The 23,112-nt window shown below is 61.4% G+C and carries 16 protein-coding genes and 1 riboswitch; of the genes, 2 read left to right on the top strand and 14 right to left on the bottom strand.

The features are described 5' to 3' along the window. Positions 1 to 166: 166 nt before the first annotated feature. From CVS29_RS10840 to CVS29_RS10810, 7 genes are all read right to left on the bottom strand, one after another. Positions 167 to 1,447, bottom strand: a complete 1,281-nt coding sequence (locus tag CVS29_RS10840; RefSeq protein ID WP_110106342.1) for a glutamate-5-semialdehyde dehydrogenase — start codon at positions 1,445 to 1,447, stop codon at positions 167 to 169. 95 nt (positions 1,448 to 1,542) lie between these two features. After that, positions 1,543 to 2,688 carry a glutamate 5-kinase gene (gene proB, locus CVS29_RS10835; RefSeq protein WP_110106502.1) on the bottom strand — a complete coding sequence of 382 codons (1,146 nt, stop codon included), beginning with the start codon at positions 2,686 to 2,688 and terminating at the stop codon, positions 1,543 to 1,545. A 5-nt stretch (positions 2,689 to 2,693) separates the two neighbouring features. Continuing rightward, on the bottom strand, positions 2,694 to 4,310 hold the full coding sequence (gene obgE, locus CVS29_RS10830; RefSeq protein ID WP_110106341.1) for a GTPase ObgE: 1,617 nt from the start codon (positions 4,308 to 4,310) through the stop codon (positions 2,694 to 2,696). A gap of 173 nt (positions 4,311 to 4,483) precedes the next feature. Further along, entirely contained in the window at positions 4,484 to 4,741 is a 258-nt protein-coding gene (gene rpmA, locus CVS29_RS10825) for a 50S ribosomal protein L27 (RefSeq protein ID WP_044573643.1), read from the bottom strand. Positions 4,742 to 4,801: 60 nt separating this feature from the next. Continuing rightward, on the bottom strand, positions 4,802 to 5,110 hold the full coding sequence (rplU, locus tag CVS29_RS10820) for a 50S ribosomal protein L21 (protein ID WP_110106340.1): 309 nt from the start codon (positions 5,108 to 5,110) through the stop codon (positions 4,802 to 4,804). A gap of 393 nt (positions 5,111 to 5,503) precedes the next feature. After that, complete coding sequence (locus tag CVS29_RS10815) at positions 5,504 to 7,204, bottom strand: bifunctional hydroxymethylpyrimidine kinase/phosphomethylpyrimidine kinase (RefSeq protein WP_110106339.1); 1,701 nt, start codon at positions 7,202 to 7,204, stop codon at positions 5,504 to 5,506. Then, positions 7,195 to 7,293, bottom strand: a riboswitch (TPP riboswitch). It overlaps the preceding gene by 10 nt. Positions 7,294 to 7,409: 116 nt before the next feature. Further along, positions 7,410 to 11,066, bottom strand: a complete 3,657-nt coding sequence (locus tag CVS29_RS10810) for an Rne/Rng family ribonuclease (RefSeq protein ID WP_110106338.1) — start codon at positions 11,064 to 11,066, stop codon at positions 7,410 to 7,412. A 370-nt stretch (positions 11,067 to 11,436) separates the two neighbouring features. Here CVS29_RS10810 and CVS29_RS10805 point away from each other — a divergent pair, with 370 nt between their 5' ends. Continuing rightward, entirely contained in the window at positions 11,437 to 12,072 is a 636-nt protein-coding gene (locus CVS29_RS10805; protein WP_110106337.1) for a vitamin K epoxide reductase family protein, read from the top strand. A gap of 360 nt (positions 12,073 to 12,432) precedes the next feature. On the opposite strand, the gene ndk is transcribed toward CVS29_RS10805, so the two are convergent. The 7 genes from ndk to CVS29_RS10770 form a co-directional block, all read right to left on the bottom strand. Beyond that, complete coding sequence (ndk, locus tag CVS29_RS10800) at positions 12,433 to 12,849, bottom strand: nucleoside-diphosphate kinase (RefSeq protein WP_110106336.1); 417 nt, start codon at positions 12,847 to 12,849, stop codon at positions 12,433 to 12,435. A 42-nt stretch (positions 12,850 to 12,891) separates the two neighbouring features. Continuing rightward, positions 12,892 to 13,356, bottom strand: a complete 465-nt coding sequence (locus CVS29_RS10795) for a DUF4233 domain-containing protein (RefSeq protein WP_110106335.1) — start codon at positions 13,354 to 13,356, stop codon at positions 12,892 to 12,894. Between the two features lie 3 nt (positions 13,357 to 13,359). Continuing rightward, positions 13,360 to 14,742 carry a bifunctional folylpolyglutamate synthase/dihydrofolate synthase gene (locus CVS29_RS10790; RefSeq protein ID WP_110106334.1) on the bottom strand — a complete coding sequence of 461 codons (1,383 nt, stop codon included), beginning with the start codon at positions 14,740 to 14,742 and terminating at the stop codon, positions 13,360 to 13,362. Next, positions 14,743 to 18,048: an isoleucine--tRNA ligase gene (gene ileS, locus CVS29_RS10785; protein ID WP_110106333.1), complete on the bottom strand. Its 3,306-nt coding sequence runs from the start codon at positions 18,046 to 18,048 to the stop codon at positions 14,743 to 14,745. 444 nt (positions 18,049 to 18,492) lie between these two features. After that, positions 18,493 to 19,257 (bottom strand): SDR family oxidoreductase, encoded by a 765-nt coding sequence (locus tag CVS29_RS10780; RefSeq protein ID WP_110106332.1) that lies wholly within the window; start codon positions 19,255 to 19,257, stop codon positions 18,493 to 18,495. Between the two features lie 50 nt (positions 19,258 to 19,307). After that, positions 19,308 to 19,652, bottom strand: coding sequence for a DUF488 domain-containing protein (locus CVS29_RS10775; RefSeq protein ID WP_110106331.1), 345 nt, complete (start codon positions 19,650 to 19,652; stop codon positions 19,308 to 19,310). Between the two features lie 211 nt (positions 19,653 to 19,863). Continuing rightward, a complete protein-coding gene (locus CVS29_RS10770) occupies positions 19,864 to 20,334 on the bottom strand; it encodes a MepB family protein (RefSeq protein WP_110106330.1) in 471 nt (156 codons plus the stop codon). A gap of 51 nt (positions 20,335 to 20,385) precedes the next feature. Here CVS29_RS10770 and valS point away from each other — a divergent pair, with 51 nt between their 5' ends. Continuing rightward, a complete protein-coding gene (gene valS, locus CVS29_RS10765) occupies positions 20,386 to 23,007 on the top strand; it encodes a valine--tRNA ligase (protein WP_110106329.1) in 2,622 nt (873 codons plus the stop codon). The last annotated feature ends 105 nt before the right edge of the window (positions 23,008 to 23,112 follow it).

Here is a 23,112-nt window from a genome sequence, read left to right as displayed (position 1 = left end):
ACACCGGCCGCGCCGTGTGGGCCACACGTGGCTAATTTCCACACTGGGCCCCCAGGCCCGAGGGACCCGCCGCGAGCTTGCGAGTAGTGGAAGCACACCTAACGCACTGGGCCCCCAGGCCCGAGGGACCCGCCGCGAGCCTGCGAGTAGTGGGAGGGCCTGGGGATTAGCCCCGGATCTGACCTTCGCCCTGAACAATCCACTTGGTGGTAGTCAGCTCGGTCAGTCCCATGGGCCCGCGAGCGTGCAGCTTTTGGGTCGAAATGCCAACTTCAGCCCCTAACCCCAGTTCTCCACCGTCCGTGAACCGGGTGCTGGCATTGACAATGACGGCCGCGGAATCTATCTCAGCCACAAATTTTTCGGCGTTGGATAGGTCGTTGGTCAGGATGGCTTCTGTGTGACCGGTACTCCATCTGCGAATATGCTTGATCGCCTCATCCATCGAGTCAACCATTTTCACTGCCAGGTCCAGGTCCATGTATTCAGTGGCCCAGTCCTGGTCAGTGGCAAGATCCGCTGTGAGCCCTGCGGGCAGCACCGCCTGCACCTGCTCGTCAACATGGAGCCGAACCCCTGCCTTGGCCAAGGCGGAGAGGACGGGGCCAAGTACTTTGGCATCCTTGTGCACCAGGAGTGTTTCTACGGTGTTGCACACGCTGGGACGCTGGGTTTTGGCATTGAGCAAAATATCTACGCTCATCTCTTCTTTGGCGCTGGCGTCAATGAAGATGTGCACATTGCCTTCACCAGTCTCAATGACAGGGACGGAGGCGTTGTTCACGATGGTTTGGATCAGTTCGCGTCCACCACGGGGAATAAGGACGTCCACGGCACCGCGGGCCTTCATAATCAGGTTGGCGCCTTCGCGGCCAAATTGATCAACTGACTGGACTGCGTCCGAAGGCAGGCCAACGGAATCGAGGGCATCACGGAGGATACTCAGGAGCGCCTTGTTGGTGTTCGCTGCGGCAGTGCCGCCACGCAGGATGACGGCGTTGCCGCTCTTGAGCGCCAAGCCGGCAATATCAACTGTCACGTTGGGGCGGGCCTCGTAAATGGCGGCCACAACGCCCATTGGTACGTTGATCTGACGCATGCGCAGACCGTTGGGAAGTGTCTGACCACGCACCACATTCCCTACAGGATCCGGCAGGGTTGCAAGGTTCTCAAGTGCATCTGCGAGTCCTTTGATGCGTGGCTTGGTGAGGGTAAGCCGATCCAGCATGGGCACGGAGGTGCCGTTCTGAGCGCCATTGGCCACATCTTTTGCGTTGGCGCTCAGGATGGTGTCCTGATTCTCCAGGAGTGCCTTGGCAATGGCTCGCAAGCCCTTGTCTTTCCATGCACGGTTGGCCCCGGCCATGCGGCGGGCTGCCCGGCGGGCGCGGTCGGTGATCGCCCGAACTTCGGCGGCAATATCTAGTTCTACAATCTGCTCGGTCATGTCACCAAGTCTAAGGTACCTGCGAATGAGATGCTGTGGCGTATCCCTCAGAGCGTCCCGGCTGTGCCACCCCTGTAAACTACCGGGCAATCTACTTAGGGGTTCAGGAGCACCAGGTCATCGACGTGGATAACCTCACGTTCAAATTCGCGGCCCAGTTCCTTGGCCAACGCCTTGGTTGAGCGGCCCAACATTTGGGGTAGATCCGAGTACCTGTAATTGACTAATCCCCGGGCAAAAACTTTTCCTGCGGAATCACAAATTTCCACCGCATCGCCAGGGTCAAAATCACCGGTGACGGCTGTGATACCGGCGGGCAGCAGCGATTTGTGCCGCTCCCCCACGGCCCGCACGGCGCCGTCGTCCAATACCAACCGACCACGAATATCGGCCAAATGCGCCAGCCAGAGCATGCGGACGGGGCGCTTATTTCCGTTGATCCCAAACCAGGTGCCCACGTCTTCACCAGCCAGAGCCTGCGCTGCCTGCTCCGTGGAGGTGACGAGTGCCGGGATGCCTGTTTCGGCGGCAATCAGGGCAGCCTGAACCTTGGTGGCCATACCGCCTGTACCAATCCCGGCCTTGCCCGAACTGCCTATCACAATGCCTTCGAGGTCCTCGGGTGAGTCCACATTGCTGATGCGCGTGGCACCTTCCGCGGGCGGACCGTCGTAGAGGGAATCGACGTCGGAGAGCAGGACCAGCGCATCAGCCTTGACAAGATGGGCCACCAGAGCAGCCAACCTGTCATTGTCACCAAACCGGATTTCATGGGTGGCCACGGTGTCATTTTCATTGACAATAGGGACCACGCCCAGATGCAGCAGACGCTCCAGGGCCCGGTGAGCATTGACATATTGGTGACGGCGCGTGAGGTCCTCAGCGGTCAACAGGACCTGGGAGGCTGTCACCCCGTGAGAGGCGAACGCCTGGTTGTAGTGCGCCATCAAAAGGCCCTGCCCCACACTGGCAGCTGCCTGCTGAGTGGCAAGATCCTTGGGTCGCTTGGACAGGCCCAGTGGGAGCAGGCCGGCGGAGATGGCTCCGGAGGAGACCAAGATGACCTCTGTGCCGGCGCGCTGACGCTGCGCCACAACAGCTACCAGCGCCCGTAGCGCCTCCTCGGAAATACCACCGGCTACTGACGTCAACGACGACGAGCCTACCTTCACCACGATTCGCGCCGCAGTCGCTATATGGCTACGCGATGTGCCTGAACCCGCCTGATCCTGCCCCGTCATTGCCATTAGTCCTGAGCTGCACCTGTGTGCTCGGATGAGCCTTCGGCAGCAAGATCCGCGGCGATGCTGTGCGCCTTGCTGGTGGTGCGGTCATCACTGAGCTCGGTCCAGATACCGGCCTCACGCTCGGCAGCCATTTCGGCGCGTGCAGCGGACTTTGCGTCGCGGCGATCCTGCTGTTCTTGGCGCTTCTGAGAACGTGTGGGGCGATCACCCAAATCAAGTAGGCGCAGGTCGGTGCCACGGGGTGCGGCCAGGTGCTCGGCGCCACCCATCATGGTTGGTTCCCAGTCGAAGATCATGCCGTTGTCCCCGCCAATGACCACGGTATCCCCAGGTGTGGCACCGATGCGGAAGAGTTCCTTCTCGACTCCGGCCTTCGCCAGCCGGTCTGCTAAGTAGCCAATGGCTTCCTCGTTCTGGAAGTCAGTCTGCTCAACCCAACGCTCGGGCTTTTCCCCGCGAACACGGAATAGCGGAAGCATATTGCGCTCTTCACGATGGATGGTGAAGGACGATTCATTGACTGCACGGGGGCGCAGCACAACGGGCGCAACCTTAACGGCCATGTCCGCTTGGGCCTTGCGCGCCGCCATGACAATTTCAGCCATGGCAAAGCCGAGTGCCTTCAAACCTTCGTGGCTTGCGGCGGAGACTTCGAAGACGCGGTAGCCGCGTGATTCCAGGTCGGCACGGACAAAACCAGCCATGTCACGGCCATCAGGAGAATCAACCTTGTTCAGGGCGATCAGGCGGGGGCGGGCGTTCAAAGGCACCACGTCACCGTCGGCTCCTGCGAAACTCATGTCAACGTCGTACCGGTCAAGTTCGCGCTCGATGATGGCGAGGTCACTGATGGGGTCGCGGTCAGCTTCAAGGGCGGCACAGTCCAAGACATGCACAATGGCGGCACAGCGTTCTACGTGACGCAAGAAGTTGTGGCCCAGGCCCTTGCCTTCGCTGGCACCTTCAATGAGGCCGGGCACATCAGCCATGGTGAAACGTACGTCACCGGCTTGGACCACACCCAAGTTGGGGATCAACGTGGTGAAGGGGTAGTCAGCAATTTTGGGCCGGGCCGCAGACATGGCAGCGATGAGGCTGGACTTACCGGCGGATGGGAAGCCCACCAGGGCAATGTCAGCGATGGACTTCAACTCAAGGACAATGTCAGCCTCTGAGCCCGCAATACCCAACAGCGCGAAGCCCGGAGCCTTGCGCTTGAGTGAGGACAGAGCATTGTTGCCAAGTCCGCCTTGGCCACCGGCGGCAGCAATATATTCGGTACCGATGCCCACCAGATCGGCCAAAACATTGCCGTCTCGGTCCTTGATAACGGTGCCATCGGGTACTTCTAGGATCAGGGATGCCCCGTCCTTGCCGTCCCGCCAGTCACCCATGCCGGGCTGGCCGTTGCCGCCGCGGCGGTGGGGTGCGTGGTGGAAGTCAAGCAAGGTGGTGGTTTGGTCACTGACGCGGAAGGTGACGCTGCCACCGTCGCCGCCCTTGCCGCCGTCGGGCCCGCCCAACGGCTTGAATTTTTCGCTGTGAACTGAGACGCAGCCATGGCCGCCAGTCCCGCCGGATACGTGCAGAACAACCCGGTCAACAAAGCTGGCCACTGAAATCTCCTTGAATAGAACGTGCTACTGCGTACTAATTCTAGTCCGCTGCACAGCTGCACACCGATATCGGTTGGCGCTGCTGATGGTAATAAAATCTGATGTTAAAACTGCCTGTGTTAAAAGCCAGTGGAGCGAGCCATGCGGCCCGCTCCACTGGAAAAGCTTTGGTATTAGACCGTAGCTGCAACGATGTTTACAACACGACGTCCACGACGTGTGCCGAACTCGACTGCGCCTGCGTCCAATGCGAACAGCGTGTCGTCCTTGCCACGGCCGACGCTAACGCCGGGGTGGAAGTGAGTGCCGCGCTGGCGAACGATGATTTCGCCAGCCTTGACAACCTGACCGCCGAAGCGCTTTACGCCCAGGTACTGAGCGTTGGAGTCACGACCGTTGCGAGTGGAACTCGCACCCTTTTTATGTGCCATTTGAAAATGCCTGCCTTTTTACTAAAAGTATCTAAGTGGATCTAACGCTCAGTGCGCTTATTAAGCGATTGAGGTGATCTTGACCTTGGACAGTTCCTGACGGTGACCCTGACGCTTCTTGTAGCCGGTCTTGTTCTTGAACTTCTGGATGACGATCTTCGGTCCACGAAGATCCTCCAACTTCTCAGCCGTAACCTTCACATTAGCCAGGTCCTTCGCGGCTGTGGTGAGCTTGTCACCATCAACCAAGAGCAAAGCGGGCAGCTCAAATGTGCTACCGACTCCACCGGGGACGCGGTTCATGGTCACGTGGTCTCCTACGGAAACCTTTTCTTGACGGCCGCCTGCGCGGACAATCGCGTACACCACTGGGGAACTCACTTCTCTCGACGTTATTACAAAGTTTTTATGCCAACATGAATCATAATTGACCATGCTAACCGTATGCGCCGCAGTTCAAGATTGAACAGACACGGTATGCATACTATGTGCCTCAACGCCGTGGACCTCAATGGAGTTCTGCCATGGAGTGGTTGCCCTAGGTGTTGGCGTAAGCACCGAAGATCAAGAATACGCTAATTCTGGCTCCGGGAGCAAATGAGACTGATTTCGTATCCTGCGCATCCTCGGACAAGTGAATATTTTCATCCGATGGCTGCGGCGATCCCCGAAACCGTACTAGGCAACTTTAGCGCGACTCAGATCAGAAAAAGGCATTTCCGGGCGTGACTCGCCGCATTTTTTGCTTTATCCGGCGTGGTGTTAATCACTCTGGGTATCTTGGGGCGCAGGAGCGTGCAGGTGCGGGGCCGCAAAGAAGTCCACCTCGTACGCGGCGGAGTGGGCAAAGGCTGCCTTCATGCCGGCCCGCTCACGCACTGAACCGCTCCGTGCTGCGTTGTCCAGGATGGCAATTGCCGTTTCCGTGGCTTTGGCAAATTCTTCGGAGGCGTACGTTTGCAACCAGGCCCCGTAGGGGTGCTCACCCTCAAACGCTAGATACTCGGTGTGCAGCATGCGGCCCACTTCCGCATACAGCCAGTAGCAGGGCAGCACTGCGGCCACTACTTCGCCGTAGCTTCCCGAGAAGGCCACGCCCTGCAGGTGATCCACATAGTGTTTGGTGACAGGTCCTTGCATCAGCCCGGCGCCTTGCCCGCCCTCCAACAGCCCTGCCGCATCGTGTTCACGCTCCAACGGATACTGGCTTAGCCAATCTCGGTGCAATGAGACTTCCACTTCCAGGCAGTTCTGTGCCCCGCCCGCCCAAAACTTCTGCTCCGCCTCGGTAGGCGCCAGGGCACTGGCCCTCGCGAGCACTCGCGAGTACGTGCCTAAGTAGAGTGCGTCCTGGGCCAGATAGTAGGCAAAGTGCCTGCGGGCGAGTGTTCCCGCGGCAAGTTCGCTAATGAAATCAAGGGAAGCAATCGCGGCACGTTGCTCAGCGCAGTCCGCCCAGAGCTCTTGGCTGAAGCTATCTGCGTGAGGAGCAGCAGTTGCCCACAGTTCGCTCAGGTGATTGACGGGCCCCGAACCGTGACCCACCGCCAGTTCAGCAGATGTTTCCAAGGCTCGAGCCAGCCACGCCTTGGCACGGGCCACGCTGCGTGGCCAATCATTGAGCTGGGGCATAAGAGTTGCCAGAGCCGCCGAAAGTGAGCAGCCGGTGCCATGAGTGTTGGGGGTGTCAATGCGTGTCCCCATGAATTCATGCACTGTGCCGTCCGCGGAAACCAGGGCGTCCGGACATTTCCGAGACGCAAGATGCCCACCTTTGACCAGCACCCGGATCTGGTGTTCGGCTGCCAGTTCCTTGCCCTGTTGCACCGCCTCGTCCCAGCTTGAGGCCGCGGGCTTGCCCAGCAGGACACCAAGCTCGGGAATATTGGGGGTGACCAGGTGCGCCAGGGAAAGCAGAGAGAGCATGGCGTTGCGGGCCTCGGGAGCCATGAGCGTGTCACCGCTGGTAGCCACCATGACCGGGTCAAGCACGACGACGGGAGGCCGGGTTGCCGCCAGCCACTGCCCTACCGCGCTCATCACCTCGGCCGTGCCCAGCATGCCGATCTTCACCGCATCAATGCTGATGTCTTCGGAGATGGCTTCCAGCTGTGCCCTAAGGAATCCAACATCCGGCACGTGAATCTCGCGGACGCCTCGCGTATTTTGGGCCGTCAATGCCGTGATGGCGGCCATTGCGTAACCGCCATGGGCGCTGATTGCTTTGATATCGGCTTGGATACCGGCCCCTCCCGAAGGGTCGGAACCGGCAATACTCAAAACCCGTGGGTGGCGTGTTCCCGGGAGATGTGGCACTGGCAGTGCCGCAGCAGGCGAGCCTGCAACAAGCGAGCCGTGGACTGTTGAGGCTGGGATTGTTGAGGCTTGGACTGTTGAGGCTTGGACTGTTGAGGCTAGGGGTAGCGCGTCTTGATCAGAAGAAACTAGTGCAGTTGTATCCATGGGGACATCCCTTCGCCGGTGCTAACCGGGCAGGTTCAACGGGTATTGTCTCAGCCGGCCCTGATGGCCTGGCACCCCGTGTCTGTTTCCACCCTAACCCTGCTAGCAGGCCAACAAAAAATAGCCCGCAGCAATGCCTGTAAAGTGACGCACATTTGCGTTTCTTCAAGCACTGCTGCGGGCCATTGAGAGAAGGCCTAGGCGGTTACAGCTCGGAAGCCGGAACCCCTACACCCAAAATGATGGGCTCGGCACTCTTGTGGACTACCGGCGCCGGTGTAGAGATGCGCACCTGGGCGCTGCTGTGGGGAGCTGAACCTTGGCTTGTAACAGGCGCCTCTGACGTTTCTACCGTCATATCAGCACCACCTTGAGCACTGCGTGCGCTGCGGTTGCGGCGGCCACGGCGTGCTCGGGAACGGTTACTGCCGGACTCTTCCGCCTCCGCTACCTTGTGCTCGTGCGTAGAGGGCTCGGGCGCAGAGGGCTCGGGTGTAGAGGGCTCGGGTGTAGAGTGCTCGGGCGCAGAGTGCTCTGCCCCGGGGGCTGAGAGCTGGTCCAGCGCCTGAGTCAGCCCCGCCAGAGCGGCTGCCTGATCAGCATTGTTGTGCGCAACCATGCCACCGCTTTCACTGCGATGCCCACGCGGCAACTCAATGGCCTCCCCACCCAAGGTGAGGATTCCGGCGTCGTGCATTACATGCTGCTCCGAAGCATCCGCAGCCTGGTGGTGCCCCTGCGCTGGGGAATGCTCGTGATGCGTGGCAGCAGCTGCGGCAGCAATGTTCGCCAGCGCGGCACGGGCTTCGTGAGCCTTCTGCGCCTTCGCGGCTTCAAGGGCCTCGGCAGCCTCATCGGACAGCGGCGTCACGGGGGTTTCCTGATGCTGCTCCGCCTCGTTCCCCTGCGTACGGTTGCGGTTGCGCTTCCGCTCGCTTCGGGTTGAGCGGTTAGCGGTGCGTTCCGGCTCGCGCTGCTCCACGGTGGGTGCGTGAACCTGAGCCTGAACCTGGGCGCCTTCCACGCCGGGTGTGTGCGGGCGGCGGTGCTCCACGGGAATTTCGTGGGTGACCATGCCGCGGCCGGCGCAGGTGCCACACTGCTCACCGAAGACCTCAAGCAGGCCGGTGCCCATACGCTTGCGGGTCATCTGAATCAGACCCAAACTCGTCACCTCGGCCACCTGGTGCTTGGTCCGGTCACGTCCCAGGCACTCAACCAGGCGGCGCAGCACCAGATCGCGGTTGGATTCCAAAACCATGTCAATGAAGTCAATGACAATGATGCCGCCAATGTCGCGCAGCCGCAGCTGGCGCACCACTTCCTCGGCAGCTTCTAAATTGTTCTTGGTGACGGTCTCTTCCAAGTTGCCGCCGGATCCGGTGAACTTGCCCGTGTTCACATCAACCACTGTCATGGCTTCCGTGCGGTCAATGACCAGTGAACCACCGGAAGGCAGGAACACCTTACGTTCGAGGGCCTTGTTGATCTGTTCGTCAATGCGGTGTGCACTAAAAATGTCTTCGGGGTTGGTCCACTTTTCCAGACGGTCCAACAGATCCGGGGCTACGTAGGTCACATAGGCCTCAATGGTGTCCCAGGCGTCTTCACCCGAGACGATGAGCTTGGAGAAGTCTTCATTGAAGACGTCACGGACCACCTTGATGGTCAGATCCGGCTCGCCGTAGAGCATTTCTGGTGCCAGCGTCTTGGAGGAGGCGGCACGGTTGTTGATGCCTTCCCACTGGGCGCGCAAACGGTTGATGTCATTGGTGAGCTCTTCCTCACTGGCACCCTCGGCTGCTGTGCGCACAATGACCCCGGCGTTCTCGGGCAGGTGGTCCTTCAGGACCCGCTTGAGACGGTTCCGTTCGACGTCGGGCAGCTTGCGTGAGATCCCTGTCATGGAGCCGCCGGGCACAAACACCAGGTAGCGTCCGGGCAGGGAAATCTGGCTGGTCAGGCGGGCACCCTTGTGTCCAACAGGGTCCTTGGAGACCTGGACCAGAACCGAATCGCCGGACTTCAGCGCGTTTTCAATGCGGCGCGGCTGGCCGTTGAGGTCCGCTGCGTCCCAATCAACTTCGCCAGCGTAAAGAACCGCATTGCGGCCGCGGCCAATATCCACGAAGGCCGCTTCCATGCTGGGCAGCACGTTTTGGACCTTGCCCACGTAGACGTTGCCGATCAGGGAATCCTGCTGCGTCTTGGAAACAAAGTGCTCGGCCAGGATGCCGTCTTCGAGAACACCAATCTGGATGCGGTCATCGGCTTGGCGGACCACCATGACGCGGTCCACGGATTCGCGGCGGGCCAGGAACTCGGCTTCTGTGATGACTGTGCGGCGGCGGCCGGAATCGCGGGAGTCGCGGCGGCGCTGCTTCTTCGCTTCCAGACGGGTAGAGCCGCGCAGACTCGTAACACGGTTAGAGACGCTTGCCGTGGGCTCGGCAGGAACGCGGGGGGCCCGCACACGGGTCACCGTGTTGGGCGGATCTTCATCGCTGCCGCCGGTCAACTCCAGATCCGTATCGCCACGGCGGCGACGGCGGCGGCGGCGGGAGGTCACGCCGTCGTCGCTGTCATCAGAATCGCTCTCAGCGACGTCGGCATCTTGGCTCTCATCCACCGGCTGCGTATCGGCTGCGCGTGGCCGGCGGTTACGGTTGCGTGAGCGGCCACGCTGATCGGCATCCGCTCCGTCCTGCGTGTTCTCCTCAGGGTTCCCGCCCTGCGTGGTAGCAACGGGTACCACTAGGCTCAGATCCGGCGCCAAGAACAGTGCCGAGATGCCGGAATCCGGAGCATGGAACAAGGAGTCCGTCACAGCGGGTTCGGCTTGTTCGGGCGCATCAATGGCCTGCGGTGCTTCAACGGGTTCTTGGGCAGCTTCTTCGGAATTCGCACCGGTTTCTTCGGCAGGCGCACCGGTCACGGTAGGTACGGCAGCCTCGGCGGGAGCTGCGGTTACGGCCGAGGCTGCGGATGCGGGGGTAGACGTGGGGGCTGAGCTCCGGCGGCGGCTGCGCGTTGCCTTGGGCGCTACTGCAGCAGCAACCTGTACGGGCGCTTCTTCGGTGGCAGCCGCTACCTCACTGACGCTCTCCTGGGCGGCCTCCGGCGCGGCTACATCTGCCGCTTTCGCAGAGGCACGGCGTGAGGTTGATCGGGTGCGGGACGTGGCGGCCTTGGGAGCGTCTGCCATCTCGGTGGCAACCTCAGCCGTAGCTTGCACTTCGACAACGCCCGTGTCTGCGTGCTGCTCTGCTGCAACCTTGGTGACGGGAGCTTTTGCTGCACGGCTGCGCCTGACCGGAACCTTGCGTGCAGGAGCATCTTCTTCAGGCACAACTGTGGCTGGGGCGCCGCCTGTCAGGATCAGTTCACCCTGGCCGGCAACTTCACCCGAAACGGGAGCAGTGACGGGGGCGCTGGCACGGCGACGGGGGGCCTTCTTGGCGGGGGCGGCCACGTCATTGGCTGCGGCTTCAGAGCCGGCTTTCTCAGAGTTGGCGGCTTCAGAAACGGCGTCTCCAGAAATGGCGTCGAGCAGCGACAAGCCAGCATCGCTGACGGACGGCGCCTCTGCTTCCGCTGCGGAGCTACTCAACGGTGAATCGCTCTTTTTGGCGCGGCTGCGACGCACGGGAGCTTTCTTGGCTGGCGTTTCAGCCTCGGCCGGTGCTGCGGCGGCTGCTTCAACGGGTGTCACGGCCGGAGCAACTTTTTCGGCCGGTGCTGCGGCGGCTGTCCCAGGGCTGGTGACGGCCGAGGTGGCTCGGCGGGACCGCGTGGTGCGAGTCTTTGGAGCTGCGGCCGGAGCAACTTCTGTGTTCTCTAGTGTGGGCTGTTCATTTTCCATTGTGGGCAGTGCCTTCGCACCGATTTGGCACCTCCACATCGGGCGCCAAAGTCGGCTGATGTGCCAACACCCTCGGGCGTTGACGGAAGTCGTCTAATTACTTTCCAGGCGGCACCAACTTCCGGGTGCGCAAGCTCTGAAAAGCCAATGGTTTGCCAAATACTGAGCTGGTGGATGGTTGCACACACAGGCAACGTCTTCTCCAGCAGCCAGTAGGCGTGCCATAGGACCGAAAGGCGCATGTGGATCGCCGCCCAGCCTTTTATATTGTCTCACACGCACTTGTCCTACCTGCGATTTCGCGCAGGGCGCGCCATGATTGGCACGCTACAATCAGGACACAATCACCGGTCTCGATGAATAGGACGCCATGCCACGCACCACAGTTTCCCCCATTGAGCCAGCTGACCCGGACAAACCTGCCCTGGCGCGCGCCAAACCCTTTGGCTGGCTGTTGGTCATTACCGGCGCCATCGCCTGGATTGCATCCTTCACCTTGGTGCTGGAGAGGCTAGAGCTTTATAAGAATCCGAACGCCATTGCCAGCTGCGACGTCAACGCTTGGATATCCTGCAGCGATGTCATGAAGACGCCCGAGGCAGCCCTGCTTGGCTTCCCGAATCCCTTCATTGGCGTGGCCGCATTTGCCGTGGTGATCACCACAGGCATGGTCCTGCTGGCGGGGGCAAAAATGAGCCGCTGGTACTGGATCGGCCTGCAGATTGGCATCACCGCAGGCATGGCCCTAGTGTCCTGGTTCTGGTTCACAGCGTTGTACACCTTGGCGATCTTGTGCCCGTACTGCATGGTGGTGTGGGCCATGATGATCCCCCTCTTCGTGTGGACAACGCTGCGGAACATCAATCACGGCATCATCCCCGCACCCGCTGCGCTGAGAAAGTTCCTCAACGATTGGTCCTGGACCATTGTGGGACTGATCTACCTGGCCACCCTGGCATCAATCTTCTTCCGGTTCATTCACTTGATCATCCCCTCCAACGCCTAGCCTTCCAACGCTCGGTTAACTACCAACCGAGCGTTGGATGTGGCCGCGGGGTTAAAAACGACGGCGGGGGCTCACCATAAGGTGAGCCCCCGCCGTCGAACTTCCGTGGATGGGCCCACGCGCCCGAGGGACCCGCAACGAGCTTGCGAGCTGCGGGAGGGCGTGGATGGGCCCACGCGCCCGAGGGACCCGCAACGAGCTTGCGAGCTGCGGGAGGGCGTGGATGGGCCCACGCGCCCGTGGATGGGCCCACGCGCCCGAGGGACCCGCAACGAGCTTGCGAGCTGCGGGAGGGCGTGGATGGGCCCACGCGCCCGAGGGACCCGCAACGAGCTTGCGAGCTGCGGGAGGGCGTGGGGACTAGTCGAACCAGATACCGATCTCGCGCTCTGCTGAGAGCACGGAATCGGAACCGTGGACCAGGTTCTGCTGAACCTTCAGGCCCCAGTCGCGGCCAAAGTCGCCGCGGATGGTGCCCGGGGCTGCCACCGTGGGATCGGTAGCGCCGGCCAGTGAACGGAACCCGGCAATAACGCTGTCCCCTTCAAAGATGGCCGCCACCATGGGCCCTGAGAGCATGAAGTCAACCAGCGGCTCGTAGAAAGGCTTGCCCACGTGCTCTTCATAGTGAGCCTCGAGGACCTGACGGGTCGCGTTGACCATTTCGAGCTGAACCAAGGTGTAACCCTTAGCTTCAACGCGAGCCAGGATGGCGCCGGTGAGGTTGCGGGCCACGCCGTCGGGCTTCACAAGGACAAGGGTGCGCTCAGTGCTCACAATAACTCCAATAACTAGATAAAAAGGACATTCACTCTTAGCTTACTCGGACGGTTCCTCAGGCGCCGATTCCTCTGGAGCCGATTCCTCGGGGTGCGCTGCATCCCATTGCGCCTGGACCCTGGCGCGTTGGGCGTTCTCACGGTCAATCCGGGCTCCGGCATACAGGGCATACCACCAGGCCACCGCGAACAACACACCCACCACGAACATGGACGGTTCCCAGAAGCCACCCGCGATCAGCACAATCTGCAAAATCCACCCCAACGCCGGGCCCCAGGGTTTGCGGATCACCCCGCACGTCAGGATCAGCACCACGGCCAGCACGCCGCCGGCAATGAGATAGGCCGGATTTTTGTCCTTCAGGCCAAAGAGTGCCAGGGCCAAGAAAAGGGCCACGAAAGCTTCAAGAAACAGCACCACCGAGGCGAACATCAGCCGTGTGGAGCGTGGCTTCTTCGGCGTGTTGGGCTTCCATTCGCGCTGCGCCTTTGTCAATTTTGCCATGGCTTAGGCGCCTGCCTTTTCGCCGGGGCGGCCCAGCAGTATCCGGGCTTCACCCACCACGGTGATGGAGCCGGTGATCAGTACGCCGCCGGCGAGATCGTTATTGGCTTCGGCACGTTCCACCGCCCACTCAATGGCGTCATCAAGCTTCTCCGCAATGTGGACGTCTTCCTCATTCCAGCCAAGGTCAACGGCAAGCTCAGCCAATTCCGCTGCCGGGATGGCGCGCGGGGAGTTCGACTGTGTCAGGCACAGCTCCTGCGCCTCATCGCCATAGGCTTCCTTGAGCGAGTTCAGGATTTCTTGGGCATCCTTTTCCGCCAGCACACCCAGCACCACCACAAGCTTGCTGAACGCGAAGGACTCCTGCAAGGCAGCCGCACTGGCCGCAATACCTGCCGGGTTGTGGGCCGCATCCACCACAATGGTGGGTGAGGTGCGCATGACTTCCAGACGCCCCGGCGAGGTGACGGCACCAAAGCCCTCCTGCACGAGTTCGTGGTTCAGTTCCCTCTCTCCCCCGCCTAGGAAAGCTTCCAGCGCGGCAAGTGCGACGGCAGCATTCTGGGCTTGGTGGGCACCGTGCAGCGGGAGCAGGATGCCCGGGTAACGCCCGGCCAGTCCCTGCAGGTCCAGTTGCTGCCCGCCCACGGCAACCGTGCGTGACTCAACACCGAACTCCACGCCTTCAAAGCGGAAATCGGCATGCTTTTCCCGGGCCGCATCCAGGATGACCTGGGCGGCGTCAGTAGGCTGGGCGGCGCTGATGACAAACGCGCCCTCCTTGATGATGCCAGCCTTCTCCTGTGCAATAAGCCCTGTAGTGTCTCCGAGCAGTTCGGTGTGATCCAAGGAGATGGGGGTGATCACGGCAACCTGGCCGTCTCCCACATTGGTGGCGTCGGTGATCCCGCCCAGCCCTACCTCCATGACGGCCACATCAACAGGCTCGTCAGCGAAGATGGCAAAAGCCAGGATGGTCAGCGCCTCGAAGTACGTCAGTCGAGTTTCACCGGCTGCCGTAAGTTCGGCGTCCACAATGTCCAGATAAGGGCGGATCTCATCCCAAATCCTTACGAACGTCCCATCACTGACCGGCGCCCCATCAATGCTGATGCGTTCGGTGACTTTTGTCAGGTGCGGGCTGGTGTACCGGCCGGTGCGCAGATCGTGGGCCATCAGCCCCGCCTCGATCATGCGCGCTGTGGATGTTTTTCCGTTGGTGCCGGTGATGTGGATGATGGGGAAAGCCTTGTTGGGCTCACCCAGAATTTCCATGGCGCGAAAGAGCGGAGCCAGGCGCGGCTCCATCTTGTTTTCGGGCGCACGGCCCAAAAGCTCGGCGTAAACGCTCTCCACCGAAAATTCATCGTGCTGGGCGCTCATTTAGACGGCACTCCGTTCAACTGTGATGGTGGTTTCGACGTCACCGGGGATGAGTTCAAGCTTGAGCGTGAGAGTCTCGGACTTCAGCAGCTCCGCGTTGGCGTGCAGTGCGTCGATTGTCTCTTGAGGGGCGCTGATGATGGTGCGGATCCTGTCGCTGACCTGCAGGCCGGTGTCCTTGCGGGCCTGCTGAACGGCACGGATCATGTCCCGTGCGGTGCCCTCAGCCTCAAGTTCCGGGTTCAGCTCGGTGTTGAGCACCACGAAGCCGCCGGTGGGCAACATTGCAACGGCACTCTTGCCGCCGTCGGCCGCGTCTGCCACCACGGTCTCCAGCGTATATTCGGAGGGTTCCAGAGCCAGGCCACCGGCGGTGACCACACCGTCAGTGACGGACCAGTCCCCGGACTTGGAGCCCTTGATGGCGAGCTGGACGTTCTTGCCCAGGCGCGGTCCTGCCGCACGGGCGTTGACTACCAGCTTCTGGCTGATGCCGAATTCCTCCGGGGAGGCGTCCGCTGCGTCCACAAAGCGGATGGAACGGATGTTCAGCTCCTCGGCCACGATTCCGGCGCCGCTGGTCAAGGCTGCGGCGTTCGGTGCCACCACGGTAAGTTCGGCCAAAGGCAGGCGCACGCGCAGCTTGGCGGCCTTGCGCAGGCTGGAGCCCGTGGAGCAGATCTGCTGGATGGTCTCCATCTGCGTCACCAAGGCGGCGTCAGGTAGGAAAAGATCGGCGTTGGGCCAGTCGGTCAGGTGCACGGAGCGCCCGCCCGTGAGTCCGCGCCAGATTTCCTCGGTGAGCAGAGGCAGCAGCGAGGCGGCCACCCGGCACACGGTTTCCAGAGCGGTATAGAGCGCGTCAAACGCATCCTCGTTTTCGTCGAAGAATCGGTTGCGGCTGCGGCGCACATACCAGTTGGTGAGCATGTCGAAGTAGCTGCGCAGGGAATCACAAGCGCCGGAGACATCGTAGCCATCCAGCTTGGCTGTGATCGCGCGGACCAGATCGCCGGTGTTGGCCAGCAGGTATTGGTCCATGGGATCGGAGTAGCCGTCGTAGCGCAGCTTCGCGTCGTAACCCTTGCCCTGGTTGGCCGTGTTGGCGTACAGGGTGAAGAAGCTGTACACGTTCCACAAGGGCAGGATGACCTGGCGGACGCCGTCGCGGATGCCTTGTTCGGTGACTACCAGGTTGCCACCGCGCAGGATGGGGCTGGACATCAGGAACCAGCGCATGGCGTCGGAGCCGTCACGGTCCAGGACCTCTGAGACGTCCGGGTAGTTGCGCAGCGACTTGGACATTTTTTGGCCGTCGGAGCCCAGCACAATGCCGTGGCTGATGACGTTGCGGAACGCCGGGCGGTCAAAGAGTGCCGTGGAGAGGATGTGCAGCATGTAGAACCAGCCGCGCGTCTGACCAATGTATTCCACGATGAAGTCGGCCGGGTTGTGGGTGTTGAACCAGTCCTCGTTCTCAAACGGGTAGTGGACCTGGCCGTAGGGCATGGAGCCGGAATCGAACCAGACATCCAGCACGTCCTCCACGCGGCGCATGGTGGACTGGCCTTCTTCGGGGGTGCGCGGGTCATCCGGGTTGGGGCGGGTGAGCTCATCAATGAACGGGCGGTGCAGATCCACCTCGCCCTCATTGTTCAGTGGCAGGCGGCCAAAGTCGGCCTGCATTTCGGCGAGGGAGCCGTACACGTCGGTGCGCGGGTACTCTTCGTCGTCGGACTGCCAGACGGGGATGGGTGAGCCCCAGTAGCGGTTGCGGGAGATGGACCAGTCGCGGGCGTTGGCCAGCCATTTGCCAAACTGGCCGTCCTTGACGTTGCCGGGGATCCAGTTGATGTCCTGGTTTAGTTCCACCATGCGGTCCTTGAACGCGGTGACTTCCACGTACCAGGAGGAGATGGCGCGGTAGATCAGAGGTGTGCGGCAGCGCCAGCAATGCGGGTAGCTGTGCACATAGCTGGCCTGGCGGACCAGGCGTCCGGCATTCTTGACCACACGGGTGATGGTCTTGTTGGCGTCAAAGACCTGAACACCGGCAATCTCGGCCAGCGGTCCTTCAGCGAAGAGCGGCAGGAAGTTGGCGCCCTCATCGATGGAGAGAACCACGGGGATGCCGTACGCCTCACACACCTTTTGATCCTCTTCACCGTAGGCGGGTGCCTGGTGGACAATACCGGTACCGTCCGTGGTGGTGACGTAATCGGCTACCAAGAACTGCCAGGACTTGGCGGTGCCGTACTTTTCATCGTCGGCAAAGTAGTCCCACAGTGGCTCGTACTTCAGTCCCTCAAGCTCGGTGCCCGCATAGGAAGCGGAGACGGCGGCCGTTGCGGCAGCTCCGTCGTCGTACCCCAAATCCTTGGCGTACGCGCCCACCAAGTCAGCGGCCAGCAGGAAACGCTCGGCGGTAGCGGCACCTGTGGTGGAGGCAGTAGCGATACCGTTGGGCCCAACAGGGACCACGGCGTAGCTCACGGCGGGCCCAACAGCGAGGGCCTGGTTGGTGGGCAGGGTCCAGGGCGTGGTGGTCCAGGCGATCGCGGCCACACCGGCCAGTTCCTGCGAGAGGGCGGATTCGCCGGGCAGGATCGGGAACGTGACGGTGACTGTGCCATCCTGACGGTCCTTGTAAACGTCCTCGTCCATGCGCAGCTCGTGGTTGGAGAGGGGGGTCTCATCCTTCCAGCAGTAAGGCAGCACGCGGTAGCCGTTGTAGGTGAGCCCCTTGGAATGGAGCTGCTTGAACGCCCACAGCACCGACTCCATGTACTCAACGTTGAGCGTTTTATAGTCGTTCTCGAAGTCCACCCAACGGGCCTGGCGGGTGACGTACTCCTGCCATTCGCCAGCGTACTTCATGACTGAGGAGCGGCAGGCCTCATTGAACTTGTCAATGCCCATGGCCTCGATCTGGGCCTTGTCCGTCATGCCCAGCTGCTTCATGGCTTCCAGCTCGGCGGGCAGCCCGTGCGTGTCCCAGCCGAAGCGGCGCTCCACCCGGCGCCCGCGCTGGGTCTGGTAGCGGGCCACCAGGTCCTTGGCGTAGCCGGTGAGCAGGTGCCCGTAGTGCGGCAGGCCGTTGGCGAAGGGCGGGCCGTCATAGAAGACGAACTCGTTGGACCCGTCAACACCTGCGTCGCGGGCGTCAATGCTGGCCTGGAAGGTGCCGTCCTGATCCCAGTACTTCAGGACCAGTTCTTCCACCTTCGGAAAATTCACGGAGGAGGGAACATGGTTGGATTCGGCGTGGAGGCCGGCGGCGGCTGAGGCCTTCGGGAAGTGGGTCATCACATCATCCTGGTGGTGGGCGAACTTTTTCAGGATGCAAGGACGGCTTGCGCCGCGGTACCACCTCGCTTGCCGCACCTGATTTTCACCGGGCCCGGCCGCTTGTTGACTGCTGTAACGGGCTTACCCGCCCGGTTCTACTGACGCCAGCTTTCCTTCTCAGGGTGACTGGGGCGTTCTTCCGGAAGCTCACCGGTGATGGCCGGGTCTGTGCTTTGTTCCTTATCTTACCGGATACTTCCACGGTGGCCGTACTGCTTCTTCGGTCCGAGGCTGGTGGTCAGCGCTCGGACCATCGGGGGCACCGCAACCTCATCGACCGGCGAGAATCGACCTGCGAGAATCGACCCGTGAGATATGGCTGCTTTGAGCCTGCCAGAAGCGCCTTATCTCACGGGTCAATTTCGCCGCTTCCAAACTACAGCCGATGCGGGGCCTGGTTTGCTACTTGCGGATGAGCTTGTGCGCGGCCGCCTGTGCCACGGGGCGCATGATGATTTGGTCCAGGTTGACATGGTGGGGAAGCCCGACGGCGTAACTCACCACATCCGCCACGTCCTCCGGGGTGAGTGGTTTTTCAACACCCTGATAGACCGCCTCGGCGGCTTCCTGATTCCCGGCGAGACGGTTGAGCGCAAACTCCTCCGTGTGAACCAATCCCGGAGCTACCTCAATGACGCGCACATTGTGCTCCGCTTCTTCTAAGCGGAGGGCACCGGTGAGTGCGTGTTGGCCAAACTTGGCTGCGTTGTAGCCGGAGCCACCCTCGTAGGCTGTGTACGCTGCGGTGGAAGTCAGGTTCAAGACGGTGCCGAAGCCGTGTTCACGCAGCGCAGGCAGCAGCGCCTTCGTCACCTTCAGGGTTCCCAAGACGTTGACCTGGAACATCCATTCCCAATCATCCACCTGCGAGGTGGCCACACTGTCCACACCGCGGGCGCCGCCGGCAATGTTGATGAGCGTGTCAACGCCAGGCTCGCTGAAGGTGTCCGTGACAAAATCACGCAGCCGCTGAACGTCATCGCTCGAGGTGACATCCGCGGCAAAGGGAACGGAGCCGGTTTCCTGTGCCAACTGCACCAGTCGGTCCTCGCGGCGGGCCACGGCAATGACGTTCCAGCCGTCGGCGCGGAGTTTGCGGACCGTGGCGGCACCGATTCCTGAACTAGCACCGGTGACAACTGCATTCTTTGAAGTGTTTTCAGACATGCTTCAAATGTATCGTGTTGCATCTCCGGGATGCGGTCACAAAGCTGCAGTCAGGACGATGCATTCAAAAAGCTAAGCAGCACAGCCGCTTGGTTTTGCTCGTGGTCCTTGGCGCCGTACAGCAGCACCACCTGTTCATGTCCAGCCAAGATCTCGCGCAAGTCTGTCACTGCCGGGTTCTTGTTGAGTTCTGCGGTGTAGTCGCGGACAAAGGTTTCAAAGTGCTCGGGGACGTGACCAAACGCGTTGCGGACCTCCGTGCTGGGGGCCACGTCCTTGAGCCAGAGGTCAATTTTGTCCTTTTTGACCCCACGCGGCCACAGCCTGTCCACCAGTACCCGGTACTCCCCCGGCTCCGGCTCTTCATAAACACGCAAAATCCTGATTGTGCCCATATTTGCATCATAACCCCGGTGTTTGCTCCGGTGGCACATATGCAACTGCGCACCGTTTTCTTGCAATGGTGCGCAGCTCCTGTTTCTGCGCACCATTGGCCCATAACCGTGCGCGGAAGCTGTCGGATCCGGCCCGGCTCATGACGAGCATTGCCCATGCGCCGTGGAGGAATTTTCAAAAAGCGCATAGTGAATGGCGTACCAGCGGAAGTCAGGCTGTAAACAACCGAGCAGCGCTCTCCGGCTTTGCCTCGGCGGGCAGAAACCATTCGCACTGCCACTTTTGGGTGCGCCTGGCCTGTGCGCTGGTGGTCTGCACATCAGGGGTGTAAACACGCATGGCCCGTTTCCCGCCCACCCCGGAGACGGAGATCACCCCACGGTGGGCCAACACGGAAAGGGGGAACACAAACTGGCCCAGCCCCGCACCCACGCCAGCCTCAACAACGAACAGGGCAACGCCGTCGTGCATGTCAAAGGGACGGATAGGGCCCGCGGCAGAACGCTGCCACAGGGTCACAAACTGGCCAACCTTGGTGGGTGTGGTCTTCGCGCGGCGGAAAATAGCGGCCCGCCCACCTAAGGTCAGCGTGTGAGCACAGTACTCGGCGCTCTCTTGCTCCGGCACCACATCAGCCCAGGTGACACCCCAGCGTTCCCATAGATTGCCTGCGTTCTGCATCTAAAATCCCCTGAATCTAGGTTCGGCGCCAACTCGTGGAAGAATTGGTGCATGGCTGAAATCATTCCGGGCACAGACACGCCCGCACCCACGTCAAGCAACGTCCCCGACAAGCCCGTTTTGGAGGGTCTTGAAGAGTCCCTGACCAAGCGCTGGCTGGAAGAGGGCACCTACAAGTTTAACCGTGAAACCACGCGGGAGCAGGTGTACTCCATTGACACTCCCCCGCCCACCGCGTCCGGATCGCTGCACGTGGGGCACATGTTCTCCTACACGCAGACCGACGTGCTGGCCCGTTTCCAGCGTATGCGCGGCAAGAATGTCTTCTACCCTATGGGCTGGGATGACAACGGCCTGCCCACCGAGCGCCGCGTGCAGAACTATTACGGTGTGCGTTGCGATCCGAAGATTACCTACGACGCCGACTACCGCCCTCCCGCGCAGCCCGCCAAGAACCAGCGTGATTTCGATGTCATCTCGCGCAAGAACTTCATTGAGCTGTGTGAAGAGCTGGCGGTTGAGGACGAGAAGGTCTTTGAGCACCTGTTCCAGACGCTGGGCCTCTCCGTTGACTGGGAGCTGACGTACCGCACCATCGATGACCACTCCCGTGCAGTCTCCCAGCGCGGCTTCTTAGAAAACCTGAGTGCCGGCGACGCCTACATGGCCGAGGCCCCCACCCTGTGGGATGTCACCTTCCGCACCGCCGTGGCCCAGGCCGAGTTAGAAGACCGCGAAATGCCGGGCGCGTACTACCGCTACCCGTTCTTCGCCGAAGACGGCACCAAGATTTACATTGAGACCACACGTCCCGAGTTGCTTGCAGCCTGCTCCGCCCTGGTGGCCAACCCGGATGACGAGCGCTACAAGCCGCTGTTCGGTAAGAAGGTCACCTCGCCGCTGTTTGGCGTTGAGGTTGAAGTCCGACCGCACGCATTGGCCAAGGCCGATAAGGGTTCCGGCATCGCCATGGTTTGCACCTTCGGCGACCTGACTGACGTCATCTGGTGGCGCGAACTGCAGCTGCCCACCCGCGCCATCGTAGGCCGTGACGGGCGCATCCTCGGCGATACCCCTGACTGGATCACCTCCGAGCAGGGCCGCGAAAACTACGCGAAGATCGCTGGAAAGACTGTCTTCAGCGCCAAGGAAGGCGTTGTTGAGATGCTTTCTGGGGCTGAACTGCTGGACGGCGAAATCAAGAAGATCATGCACCCCGTGAACTTCTTTGAAAAGGGTGACAAGCCCCTGGAGATCGTCTCTTCACGCCAGTGGTACATCCGTAACGGTGGCCGCGACGATGACCGCCGCGAGAAGCTGATTAACCGTGGCAAGGACATTGAGTTCCACCCGGCGTTCATGCGCTCACGCTATGACAACTGGATCTCCGGGCTAAACGGTGACTGGTTGGTTTCCCGCCAGCGCTTCTTCGGCGTGCCGGTTCCCGTCTGGTACCCGCTGGATGCCGACGGCAACCCGGATTACGATCACCCCATCCTGCCCACCACCGCGATGCTGCCGGTTGACCCCGCGGCCGATGCGGCGCCCGGCTACACCGAGGAGCAGCGCAACGTTGCTGGCGGCTTTGTTGGCGACGCCGATGTGCTGGACACCTGGGCCACCTCCTCCCTAACCCCGCAGATTGTGGGCGGCTGGGGCGTTGACGAGACACTGTTCTCCAACGTCTACCCCTTCGACCTTCGTCCCCAGGGCCACGACATCATCCGCACCTGGCTGTTCTCCTCTGCTGTGCGCGCCGATGCTCTGCAGGGCAGCGCCCCGTGGAAGCACGCCGCCATCTCCGGCTGGATCCTTGACCCGGACCGCAAGAAGATGTCCAAGTCCAAGGGCAACGTGGTGGTCCCCACCGACGTGCTCAACGACTTCGGTGCCGACGCCGTCCGCTACTGGGCAGCCTCCGCCAAGCTCGGTGCCGATACGGCGTATGAGATTGCGCAGATGAAAATTGGCCGCCGCCTGGCCATCAAGCTGCTCAACGCTTCCAAGTTTGTGCTGAACCTGGGCGCCACAGAGGCCAATGTGCTTTCTGCTGACAGCGCCGTGCTGAGCAACCCTCTGGACCGTGGCCTACTGGCCCAGCTATCCGAAGTAGTCACGGCCGCCACGGCTGCGTTTGAAAAGTATGACTACGCCCGCGCTCTGCAGCTGACCGAGAGCTTCTTCTGGCACTTCACGGACGACTACGTGGAGCTCGTCAAGGACCGCGCCTACGGTGCATCCGGCGAGGAAGGCCAGGCATCCGTGCTGGCTGCTCTGGGCACCACGCTGGATTCACTGCTGCGCTTGTTCGCCCCGTTCCTGCCGTTTGCCACGGAGGAAGTATGGAGCTGGTGGCGTACAGAGTCTGTTCACCGCGCACCGTGGCCCACCGCTGTTGGCGTGGACGACGGCGACACCACCTTGCTGGCGACCGTCGGGGACGCGCTCTCTGGCATCCGCAAGGCCAAGTCTGAGGCCAAGGTCAAGCAGCGCACCCAGGTACTCTCGGCCACCGTGACTGCGGGCGAGGTGGAAGCCGCACAGTTGGGCGCTGGGTTGTCAGACTTGAAGGCTGCTGCGAATGCCGTGGAGATCACGGTATCCGTGGGTGAGGGCCAGATCACCGTCTCCAATGTTGTGCTGGAGCCGGTTCAGGAGCCCGCACAGGCCTAGCCGCCGCTGCTCTTCGGATCACTCCGCAGCGTCAACGCTCCTGCGGAGAACATTTCTGGAGGACGCTACTGGGGAACGCCGCACCACACGGTGCGGCGTTCCCTT

It is taken from the genome of Arthrobacter psychrochitiniphilus, assembly GCF_003185915.1.
Taxonomy (GTDB): domain Bacteria; phylum Actinomycetota; class Actinomycetes; order Actinomycetales; family Micrococcaceae; genus Specibacter; species Specibacter psychrochitiniphilus.
Note: the sequence above shows the minus strand (reverse complement) of the source record. Positions and strands in the feature narration are given on the sequence as shown.

What these genes read in the sequence shown, in the direction of transcription:
- CVS29_RS10840 (WP_110106342.1), bottom strand. Translation starts at nt 1,447, where the DNA reads ATGACCGAGCAGATTGTAGAACTAGATATTGCCGCCGAAGTTCGGGCG.
- proB (WP_110106502.1), bottom strand. Translation starts at nt 2,688, where the DNA reads ATGACGGGGCAGGATCAGGCGGGTTCAGGCACATCGCGTAGCCATATA.
- rpmA (WP_044573643.1), bottom strand. Translation starts at nt 4,741, where the DNA reads ATGGCACATAAAAAGGGTGCGAGTTCCACTCGCAACGGTCGTGACTCC.
- CVS29_RS10815 (WP_110106339.1), bottom strand. Translation starts at nt 7,204, where the DNA reads ATGGATACAACTGCACTAGTTTCTTCTGATCAAGACGCGCTACCCCTA.
- CVS29_RS10810 (WP_110106338.1), bottom strand. Translation starts at nt 11,066, where the DNA reads ATGGAAAATGAACAGCCCACACTAGAGAACACAGAAGTTGCTCCGGCC.
- CVS29_RS10805 (WP_110106337.1), top strand. Translation starts at nt 11,437, where the DNA reads ATGCCACGCACCACAGTTTCCCCCATTGAGCCAGCTGACCCGGACAAA.
- CVS29_RS10795 (WP_110106335.1), bottom strand. Translation starts at nt 13,356, where the DNA reads ATGGCAAAATTGACAAAGGCGCAGCGCGAATGGAAGCCCAACACGCCG.
- CVS29_RS10790 (WP_110106334.1), bottom strand. Translation starts at nt 14,742, where the DNA reads ATGAGCGCCCAGCACGATGAATTTTCGGTGGAGAGCGTTTACGCCGAG.
- ileS (WP_110106333.1), bottom strand. Translation starts at nt 18,048, where the DNA reads ATGACCCACTTCCCGAAGGCCTCAGCCGCCGCCGGCCTCCACGCCGAA.
- CVS29_RS10780 (WP_110106332.1), bottom strand. Translation starts at nt 19,257, where the DNA reads ATGTCTGAAAACACTTCAAAGAATGCAGTTGTCACCGGTGCTAGTTCA.
- CVS29_RS10775 (WP_110106331.1), bottom strand. Translation starts at nt 19,652, where the DNA reads ATGGGCACAATCAGGATTTTGCGTGTTTATGAAGAGCCGGAGCCGGGG.
- CVS29_RS10770 (WP_110106330.1), bottom strand. Translation starts at nt 20,334, where the DNA reads ATGCAGAACGCAGGCAATCTATGGGAACGCTGGGGTGTCACCTGGGCT.
- valS (WP_110106329.1), top strand. Translation starts at nt 20,386, where the DNA reads ATGGCTGAAATCATTCCGGGCACAGACACGCCCGCACCCACGTCAAGC.